This is a genomic window from Streptomyces sp. SID14436 (assembly GCF_010548465.1).
In the GTDB taxonomy this organism is placed as follows: domain Bacteria; phylum Actinomycetota; class Actinomycetes; order Streptomycetales; family Streptomycetaceae; genus Streptomyces.
In genome coordinates, this window is sequence record NZ_JAAGMD010000169.1 from 1 (window position 1) to 9,766 (window position 9,766).

The 9,766-nt window shown below is 74.1% G+C and carries 6 protein-coding genes; 3 read left to right on the plus strand and 3 right to left on the minus strand.

Annotated elements, in window-relative coordinates:
- Positions 1-92: 92 nt before the first annotated feature.
- Together G3I53_RS06495 and paaK are read left to right on the plus strand one after the other, a co-directional pair.
- Positions 93-1,781 (plus strand): sulfatase, encoded by a 1,689-nt coding sequence (locus tag G3I53_RS06495; RefSeq protein ID WP_343239672.1) that lies wholly within the window; start codon positions 93-95, stop codon positions 1,779-1,781.
- Positions 1,782-1,904: 123 nt separating this feature from the next.
- The gene (gene paaK, locus G3I53_RS06500) at positions 1,905-3,200 is read left to right on the plus strand and encodes a phenylacetate--CoA ligase PaaK (RefSeq protein ID WP_164335703.1); all 1,296 of its coding nucleotides are present in this window, start codon (positions 1,905-1,907) and stop codon (positions 3,198-3,200) included.
- 53 nt (positions 3,201-3,253) lie between these two features.
- Here paaK and G3I53_RS06505 read toward each other — a convergent pair whose 3' ends face one another.
- A complete protein-coding gene (locus G3I53_RS06505) occupies positions 3,254-4,762 on the minus strand; it encodes an acyl-CoA synthetase (RefSeq protein WP_164335705.1) in 1,509 nt (502 codons plus the stop codon).
- A 432-nt stretch (positions 4,763-5,194) separates the two neighbouring features.
- On the opposite strand from G3I53_RS06505, the gene G3I53_RS06510 reads away from it, so the two are divergent.
- The gene (locus tag G3I53_RS06510; RefSeq protein WP_164438102.1) at positions 5,195-6,973 is read left to right on the plus strand and encodes a serine hydrolase domain-containing protein; all 1,779 of its coding nucleotides are present in this window, start codon (positions 5,195-5,197) and stop codon (positions 6,971-6,973) included.
- A 45-nt stretch (positions 6,974-7,018) separates the two neighbouring features.
- Here G3I53_RS06510 and G3I53_RS06515 read toward each other — a convergent pair whose 3' ends face one another.
- Positions 7,019-8,587, minus strand: a complete 1,569-nt coding sequence (locus G3I53_RS06515) for an NAD(P)/FAD-dependent oxidoreductase (RefSeq protein WP_203592825.1) — start codon at positions 8,585-8,587, stop codon at positions 7,019-7,021.
- 60 nt (positions 8,588-8,647) lie between these two features.
- A partial coding sequence (locus G3I53_RS06520; RefSeq protein WP_164438103.1) for a tetratricopeptide repeat protein occupies positions 8,648-9,766 on the minus strand: 1,119 nt, incomplete at its 5' end.

Here is a 9,766-nt window from a genome sequence, read left to right on the forward strand (position 1 = left end):
CCCCGGACGCAGGACCCCGCCTCGCCCCGGACGCCGGGCCCGGCCCCGCCCCCGAGGCGGACCCGGAGTCCGCCGACGCGCCGTCGGCGGCAGTGGCCCGGGAGGGCTGGTTCGGCTGGCGGAGCCGGTGGCCGCGGGCCTCGCGCGGGGTCACCGTGGGGACGACGGTGCTGGCCGGCGCGCTGGTGCTGTTCGCGCTGCTGGTGCCGAACCGGGTGGAACGGCTCACGCCCGAGGCGTTCCTGCGCATCCCCGCCGAGGGCATCCTCCTCGCGGCCCTGCTGCTCGTGCTGCCGCCCCGGCCCCGGCGCATCACGGCGGTCGTGACGGGTGTCCTGCTCGGGCTGCTCACCGTGCTGAAGTTCCTCGACATGGGCTTCTACCAGGTGCTGGCCCGGCCGTTCGACCTGGTGCTCGACTGGATCCTGCTGGACGACGCGACGGACTTCGTCCGCGAGTCGTTCGGCCGGGGCGGTCAGATCCTGGCAGTCGCCGGAGTGCTCGTGCTGTTCGTGCTGCTGCTCCTGCTCATGACGCTCGCCACGGCCCGGCTGACCCGCCTCATGGCCCGGCACCGTCCCGTCGCCGCGCGCACGACGCTGGTCCTGTGCGTCGTGTGGATCACCTGCGTCACCCTGGGCGTGCAGGTCTCCGGCGTGCCCGTCGCCACCAAGGGCACCACGGAGATGCTGGGCAACCGGGTGGAACAGGTGCGCGCGGGCATCCGGGACGCCCGCGTGTTCAAGAAGGAGGCGGCAGTCGACGCGTTCGCGGACACCCCGCCCGACCAGCTGCTGACCGGGCTGCGCGGCAAGGACGTGCTGTTCACGTTCATCGAGAGCTACGGCCGGACCGCGATCGACCATCCGGAGATGGCCGCGGAGACCGACGCGGCGCTGACCGAGGGCACCCGCCGGCTGGACGCGGCCGGATTCGGGTCCCGCAGCGGATGGCTGAAGTCCCCCGTGACCGGCGCCGGCAGCTGGCTGGCCCACTCCACCTTCCTGTCCGGCCTGTGGATCAAGAACCAGCAGCGCTACCGCAGCCTGACGACCAGCGACCGGATGACCCTCACCAGCTACTTCCGCCGGGCCGGGGACTGGCGCACCGTCGGCATCGTGCCGGGGGTGCGGCGGGCCTGGCCGGAGGGGAAGTTCTTCGGCCTGGACCACATCTACGACTCCGAGCACCTCGGCTATCACGGCCCGTACTTCAGCTGGACGCCCGTGCCCGACCAGTTCAGCATGGAGGCGTTCGAGCGGCTGGAGCACGGCAAGGAGGACCGCCCGCCGATCATGGCGGAGATCATCCTGGCGTCCAGTCACAACCCCTGGTCCCCCATCGCGCGCATGATCGACTGGGAGGACCTCGGGGACGGGTCGGTCTTCCACCGGATCAAGGAGGAGGGCACCGACCCCAAGGAGGTCTGGAAGAGCCCGGAGAGCATCCGGACCGAGTACCGGCGGGCCGTGGAGTACTCGCTGCGCAGCCTGATCGAATGGATCGAGCGGTACGGCGACGAGGACACCGTGGTGGTGTTCCTCGGCGACCACCAGCCGGTCCCGGCGGTCGTCGACGGCAGCCCCAGCAAGGAGGTGCCGGTGACGGTCGTGGCCCGCGACAAGAAGGTGCTCGACCGGATCGACGACTGGGGCTGGACCGACGGTCTCAAGCCCGCCCCGGACGCGCCGAGTTGGGGCATGGACCGGTTCCGCGACCGTTTCATGACGGCCTACGGACCGGACGGCGGGACAGCCGGGCCCCTCGGCCCGCGGGACTGACCGGGCCGCGGAAATTCGTGCGGGTCCCCCTCTTGCCCTCGCGGCGTACGCCTGGATTACTGATGTCCGGAGGATCGACCGAACGATCGGTCGCCTGTGACGCGAGGGTGAGGAGACAGTCGGATGACCGAGGCGGCGGACCTGCTGGACCCGGCGGAACGGCTGGACGAGGCGGGGCTGGGGGCGCTGCAACTGGAGCGGCTGCGGGCCTCGCTGCGGCACGCCTACGACCATGTGCCGCACTACCGGCAGTCGTTCGACAAGGCCGGTGTCCACCCCGACGACTGCCGTTCGCTCGCCGATCTGGCCCGGTTCCCGTTCACCACCAAGGCGGACCTGCGGGCGCACTACCCCTACGGCATGTTCGCGGTGCCCCGGGAGCGCCTGCGCCGTATCCACGCCTCCAGCGGCACCACCGGCCGGCCGACGGTCGTCGGCTACACCGAGGACGACCTGTCCATGTGGTCGGACATGGTGGCCCGTTCGATCCGCGCGGCCGGCGGACGGCCCGGGGACACGGCCCATGTGGCGTACGGCTACGGCCTGTTCACGGGGGGTCTGGGCGCCCACTACGGTGCCGAGCGGCTCGGCTGCACGGTGATTCCCGCCTCCGGCGGCATGACGGCCCGCCAGGTGACCCTGATCCAGGATCTGCGGCCCAGGATCATCATGGTGACGCCGTCCTACATGCTGACGCTGCTGGACGAGTTCGAACGGCAGGGCATCGATCCGCGGAGCACCTCACTGGAGGTGGGGATCTTCGGGGCGGAGCCGTGGACGGAGCAGATGCGGGCCGAGATCGAGGAGCGGTTCGCGATCGACGCCGTCGACATCTACGGCCTGTCCGAGGTGATCGGCCCCGGGGTGGCGCAGGAGTGCGTGGAGACCAAGGACGGACTGCACATCTGGGAGGACCACTTCTACCCGGAGGTCGTGGACCCGGTCACCGGTGAGGTGCTGCCGGACGGCGAACGCGGCGAGCTGGTGTTCACCTCGCTGACCAAGGAGGCCATGCCGATCGTCCGGTACCGGACGCGGGACCTGACCCGGCTGCTGCCGGGCACGGCGCGGGTGTTCCGGCGGATGGAGAAGATCACCGGCCGCAGCGACGACATGGTCATCCTGCGCGGGGTCAACCTCTTCCCCACGCAGATCGAGGAGATCGTGCTGCGCACCCCGGGGGTCGCCCCGCACTTCCAGCTGCGGCTCACCCGGGAGGGCCGCCTGGACCGCCTCACGGTCCGGGCGGAGGCACGGCCCGACGCCGACAGCGGGACGCGGGAGAAGGCGGCCCGGTCCGTCGAGGCGGCCGTGAAGGAGGGCATCGGGGTGTCGGTCACGGTGGAGATCGTGGATCCGGAGACCCTGGAGCGGTCCGTGGGCAAGATCCGCCGGATCGTCGACCTGCGGGCCGGATAGCACCTCCCGCACCGCGCGGCCCGGGACCCGTCACGCCCGGGCCGGGCCACGGCTCATCCGGTGAAGCGGTCCCGCAGTTCGCGTTTGAGGATCTTCCCGCTGGCGTTGCGCGGGAGTTCGTCGACGAACAGCACCTTCTTGGGCGCCTTGAACGAGGAGAGCCGCTCGCGGGCGTGGGCGATCAGCTCCTGCTCCAGCGCGTCCCCGCCGGCGTCGCCGCGCGGCACGACGACCGCGGTGACGGCCTCCACCCAGCGGTCGTCGGGCAGGCCGATCACGGCGGCCTCGGCGACCGCCTCGTGGGTGTAGAGCGCGTCCTCGACCTGCCGTGAGGCGACCAGCACACCACCGGAGTTGATGACGTCCTTCACCCGGTCGACGATCGTGAAGTAGCCGTCGGCGTCGCGCACCGCGAGGTCGCCGGAGTGGAACCAGCCGTCCCGGAACGCCTCGGCGGTCTCCTCGGGCTTGTCCCAGTAGCCCTCGCAGAGCTGCGGGGAGCGGTAGACGATCTCGCCGGGCGTCCCGTCGGGGACGTCCTTGCCGTCCTCGTCGACCACCCGCGCGTCGACGAACAGGACGGTCCGCCCGCAGGAGTCCAGCCGCCCCTTGTGCTCGGCCGGGCCGAGGACGGTGGCCAGCGGGCCGATCTCGCTCTGGCCGAAGCAGTTGTAGAAGGCCAGCGAGGGCAGTCGTTCCCGCAGCCGCTCCAGGACGGGCACCGGCATGATCGAGGCACCGTAGTACGCCTTGCGCAGTCCGCTGAGGTCGCGGGTGGCGAAGTCGGGGCGGTTGGCGAGGGCGATCCAGACGGTCGGCGGCGCGAACAGGCTGTCCGCGCGGTCCGCCTCGACCAGGTCGAAGATGCGGTCGCCGTCCGGGGCGTCCAGGACGATGTTGGTGGCGCCGACGGCGAGGTAGGGCATCAGGAAGACGTGCATCTGCGCCGAGTGGTACAGCGGCAGGGAGTGGACGGGCCGGTCGCCGGCCGACAGGTCGAGCGCGGTGATGGCGCTCAGGTACTCGTGCACCAGGGCCCGGTGGGTCATCATCGCGCCCTTGGGCTGCGCGGTGGTGCCGGAGGTGTACAGCAGCTGCACCAGGTCCTCGGTGCGTGGCTCGGGGCCGTCGTAGGGGTCGGCGCCGGCCTGCCGGGCGAGCAGCGCGTCGTCGGTGGCGCGCAGCGGCAGGACGGGCACGCCCGCGGGGAGCCGGGCGGTGAGGCCGGGGTCGGCGAGGACGAGGGAGCTGCCGGACTGGCCGACGAGGTAGGCGAGGTCGTCGCCGGTCAGGTTCTGGTTGACCGGGACGTGCACCAGGCCCGCGCGGGCGCAGGCGAGGAAGGCGATCAGGTAGGCGTCGGAGTTGTGCCCGTAGGCGGCGACCCGGTCGCCCGGGGACAGCCCCTCGGCGAGCAGGACGCCCGCCGCGCGGGAGACCGCGCTGTCGAGTTCGCCGTAGGTCCAGGTGCGGTCGCCGTACTCGACGGCGACGCGGGCCGGCGTGCGCCGGGCGCTGCGTCGCAGGAGTCCGTCCACCGTGCTGCCGTGTCCTGCCGTCATGACTGACGATCCTCGGTTCACGGCCGGGGAAGGTCAAGGGACGCGGCGGCGCGGGCGGGGCCCGGTTCGTGGCCCGGGGCCGGTTCGACGACCGCCTTGACCTCCTCGCCCCGGTCGTCCTGCGGGATGCCGAAGGCGGCGGCGTCGGCGACGGCGGGGAAGGGCGTGAAGCCGAAGACGGCGTGCTCGGTTCCGAGGGTGCGGCTCAGCTCCGTCTGCAGGGGCGCAGGATGCCGCAGCCGGCCGCACCACGGAAGGGCTTTTCTGACGCTTCGTCAGTTCCGCGTCCGGGGGACGCCGGGCACCGGACTTCCCGCCCGGCGCGCACGCCCCATTGACACATCCCGCACCTGACAGGAAAGTTTCACCCCGCGAGACGATCCCGAAAGATTCTTTCAGGCCGGGTGCGGCCCCGAACACGGGAGGTACGTCATGGCGGACGCGGCGGCACACGGAATGACCCGTCGTCAACTGGGCGCACGGGCAGCGGCCCTGGGGGGCGCGCTGGTGTTCGCCGCCCTCCCCGCCGACCCCGCCGCGGCCGGCCCCGGGCAGGGCGGCCGCCACCCGACCCTGCGGTACGGATCGCCGCGGCGCGCCGGTCTGCTGTCCGGGCCCCTGCGCCGGCTGGTCACCGACGCCGAGGCGTTCCTCGGCCCCTCCCCCGCCCACCCCTGGTACGCGGGCGCCGTGCTGCTCGCCGGGCGCGGCGGCACCATCGCGCTGCACGAGCCCATCGGCATGGCGGTGCGCTACCGGGCGTACGACGAGGAGACCGACACCGGCGTCGAGTTCCCCCCGGACCGGCAGATCCCCATGGCCAGGGACACCGTCTTCGACCTGGCGTCGGTGTCCAAGCTGTTCACCTCGATCCTCGCCGTGCAGCAGATCGAGCGGGGCGCCGTGGAGCTGGAGGGGAAGGTCGCCTCCTACCTGCCCGGCTTCGGCCGGGCGGGCAAGGAGGACGTGACGGTCCGCCAGCTGCTCACCCACACCTCCGGATTCCGCGCGTGGATCCCGCTCTACACGGCCCCCACCCGCGAGGAGAAGATCCGGCTGGTGTACGACGAGGAGCCGGTCGGCGCGCCGGGCACCGCGTACCTGTACTCCGACCTGAACCTGATCTCGCTCCAGCTGCTCCTGGAGCGGGTCACCGGACGCAGCCTGGACGTGCTGCTGCGGGACGACATCACCGGCCCGCTGGGCATGCGCCGCACCCGCTACAACCCGCCGGCCGCCTGGCGCCCGCGGATCGCCGCCACGGAGGACGCGCGCCGGCCCTGGTCGGGCCTGGACCGGGGACTGGTGTGGGGCGAGGTGCACGACGAGAACGCCCACAGCCTGGGCGGGGTGGCGGGTCACGCCGGGGTGTTCTCCACCGCGCGGGACCTGGCGGTGCTCGGGCGGACCCTGCTCAACGGCGGCGTGTACGGCGGGGCGCGCGTCCTGCGCCCGGAGTCGGTGGAGCTGATGTTCACCGACTTCAACACCGGCTTCCCCGGCGACGAGCACGGGCTGGGCTTCGAGCTGTACCAGCACTGGTACATGGGCGCGATGGCCACCCCGCGCACGGCCGGCCACACCGGCTTCACCGGGACGTCCCTGGTCCTGGACCCCACCACCGACTCGTTCCTCGTCGTCCTGGGCAACTCCGTCCACCCGGTGCGCAGCTGGCGCTCCGGCTCGGCTCCCCGGGTGGCCACGGCCAACCAGCTGGCCCGTGCGGTGCCGGTGCGGCCGGCCCGGGGACGGACGGCCTGGTTCTCCGGCATGGAGAGCTCGGCCACGGCCACCCTCACGCTGCCCGCGCTGGACACCTCGGCCGGCGGTGCCCGCCTGCGCTGCGCCCTGTGGTGGGACACCGAACCGGGCTCCGACACGCTGGTGCTGGAGGCGTCCACCGACGGCGGCACGGCCTGGTCGCCGGTGCCGTTCGACACCCGGCGGCCGGGAGCGGAGTCCCGTCCGCACCCCTCGGGTGCGGCCACCGGCTGGTCGGGCCGCGTCTGGCACACGCTCGGCGCGGCCCTGCCCGCCGCGCGGAACCTCACCCTGCGCTGGCGCTACGCGACCGACCGGCTGTACGTCGGGCGGGGCGCCTACGTGGACGCCCTGCGCGTGGAGACGTCCCGCGGCGTCCTCTTCGACGAGGAACGGCCCGCGGACGCGGCCCGCGTCACCGCCCTGGGGTGGGAGCGGTCGGCCGACTGAGCGACAGCCGGGCGAGCCGCCTCGCGCGCCCGGCCCGTCCCGCTGTCACCCGTCCCCGGCCTCCAGCACCGCCATGGCCGCGTTGTGGCCCGGGACGCCGCTGACCCCGCCGCCGCGCACCGCGCCCGCGCCGCACAGCAGGACGTTGGCGTGCCGGGTCTCCACGCCCCAGCGGCCGGTGCCCTCCTGGGCGTGGGGCCAGGACAGCTCGCGGTGGAAGATGTTGCCGCCGGGCAGCCCGAGGTCGTGCTCCAGGTCCAGCGGGGTGCGGGCCTCCAGGCAGGGGCGCCCGTCCGCGTCGCGGGCCAGGCAGTCGGCGAGCGGTTCCGCCAGGTGCGCGTCGAGCTGGGCGAGGGTGGCGGCCAGGAGCTGCTCGCGTGTGGCGTCGTTGTCCTGCTCGAACAGCCGGGCCGGGGTGTGCAGTCCGAAGAGGGTGAGCGTGTGGAAGCCCCGCGCGGCCAGGTCCGGGCCGAGGATGCCGGGGTCGGTGAGGGAGTGGCAGTAGATCTCGGAGGGCGGTGCCTCCGGCAGCTTTCCGGCGGCGGCCTGGGCGTGCGCGGCGGCCAGCTGGCCGTACCCCTCGGCGATGTGGAAGGTCCCGGCGAACGCCTCGCGGGGGTCGACGGAGGTGTCGCGCAGCCGGGGCAGCCGTTCGAGCAGCATGTTCACCTTGAGCTGGGCGCCTTCCGCCGGGTGCGGCGGGGTGTCGCCGGTGAGGGCGGCGAGCGCCTGCGGTGAGGCGTTGACCAGCACGTGGCGGGCGGCGGCGACGCCCTCGCCGTCGGCGGTGCGGTAGGCGACCTCGGCGCGGCGGCCGTCGGTGTCCACGCGGATTGCCTCGTGGCCGGTGGCGAGGACGGCGCCGGCGGCGCGGGCCGCGTCGGCGAGCGCGTCGGTGAGGGCCCCCATGCCCCCGACGGGCACGTCCCAGGCGCCCGTGCCGCCGCCGATGACGTGGTAGAGGAAGCAGCGGTTCTGGGCCAGCGACGGGTCGTGGGCGTCGGCGAAGGTCCCGATCAGCGCGTCGGTGAGGACGACGCCGCGCACCAGGTCGTCGGAGAAGTGGTCCTCGACGGCGACCCCGATCGGCTCCTCGAACAGGGTCCGCCAGGCCGTCTCGTCGTCGACGGCGCGGCGCAGTGCCTCGCGGGTCGGCAGCGGTTCGGTGAGGGTGGGGAAGACCCGTTCGGCGACGCGGCCGGTCAGGGCGTAGAAGCGGCGCCACGCCTCGTACTCGCGGTCGGAGCCGGTGAGCCGGGCGAAGGCCGCCCGGGTGCGCTCCTCGCCGCCGCCGACCAGCAGACCGGTGGGCCGCCCGTCCCGCACGGTGGGCGTGTACGACGAGATGGAGCGGGTGCGCAGCCGGAAGTCGAGGCCCAGGTCGCTCACGATCTTCCCGGGCAGCAGGCTCACGAGGTACGAGTACCGGGACAGCCGGGCGTCGACCCCGGCGAACGGGCGGGTGGAAACCGCCGCCCCGCCGGTGTGGTCCAGGCGCTCCAGGACGAGCACGGAGCGTCCGGCGCGGGCCAGGTAGGCGGCGGCGACCAGGCCGTTGTGGCCGCCGCCGACGATGACGACGTCGTAGGTTCCGGTTCCCTCGGGTGCGGTCATGGTTCTTGGTAGCACGCGGTGATCCTCAGCGGCCAGACGGCACCCCCGGCCCGCCGGGCCTCAGGCGCCCCCGGCGACCCCCTGCTGCCGCAGGGCCGCCACGGTGCGGTACACCTCGGCCGCCTCGCCGGTCCGGTCCAGCCGCTGCAGGCACTGCGCCTCGTCGTTGCGGGCGGCGAGGGTGTCGGGGTGGCCCGCGCCGAGCACCCGCTCGCGGGCGTCCGCCACCCTCCGGTAGTCGGTCAGCGCGTCGGCCCAGCGGCCCAGCCAGCCCAGGGCCACGGCGATCTCCCGGCGGCTGACGAGCGTGTCGGCGTGGTCGGCGCCCAGGGCGCGCTCGCGCAGCGCGCACACGGCGCGCGCCTCGGCGAGGGCCTCCTCCCAGCGTCCGAGCCGGCCGAGGGCGACGCCCAGGCCGTGCCGGGTCCGCAGCGTCTCGGGATGGTCCGCGCCCTGCACCCGGGTCCGGTCCGCCACCAGCACACGGTAGACCTCCAGCGCCTCGGCGGTGCGGCCGAGGCGGCCCAGGCCGACGGCGGTCTCGTAGCGGGCGGCCAGGGTGTCCGGATGGTCCGCGCCGAGTGCCGCGGCACGGGCCCGCGCGACCTCCCGGTGCAGTTCCAGCGCCTGGTCCCAGCGGCCCAGCTGGCCCAGGGTGTACGCCACTTCGAAGCGGGTCGCGAGGGTGTCGGGGTGCTCGGCGCCCAGCACCCGCGCGCGGGCCGCCGCGACGTCGCGGGCCATGGTGCAGGAGTCCTCCAGACGGCCGAGCCGGCCGAGGTTGAAGGCCAGGTCGTGGCGGCAGCGCAGGGTGTCCGGGTGGTCGGGGCCCTGGGTGCGCTCCCGGGCGGCGAGCACCGCCAGGTACGTCTGGTGGGCCTCGAAGGGGCGGCCCATGCGGCCGAGCACGTGGGCCTTCTCCTGCCGGGCGGCGAGGGTGTCGGCGTGGTCGGCGCCGAGCACGCGCCGGCGGGCGTCGGTCACCTGCCGGAACTCGCGCAGCGCGTCGGCGGCGCGGCCGGTGCGGCTGAGGCTGAGCGCGACCTCGTGGCGGCTGGAGAGGGTGTCGGGGTGGTCGGGGCCGAGGAGGTGCTCGCGTTCGGCGGCGACCGCGCGGTGCACCTCGCCCGCCTCCGTCCAGCGGCCCAGGCGCCCCAGGCTCAGGCCCGCGTTGTGCCG

Bases quoted from the DNA above. Each gene is read 5' to 3' on its own strand.
- paaK (WP_164335703.1), top strand. From the start codon at position 1,905: ATGACCGAGGCGGCGGACCTGCTGGACCCGGCGGAACGGCTGGACGAG.
- G3I53_RS06505 (WP_164335705.1), bottom strand. From the start codon at position 4,762: ATGACGGCAGGACACGGCAGCACGGTGGACGGACTCCTGCGACGCAGC.
- G3I53_RS06510 (WP_164438102.1), top strand. From the start codon at position 5,195: ATGGCGGACGCGGCGGCACACGGAATGACCCGTCGTCAACTGGGCGCA.
- G3I53_RS06515 (WP_203592825.1), bottom strand. From the start codon at position 8,587: ATGACCGCACCCGAGGGAACCGGAACCTACGACGTCGTCATCGTCGGC.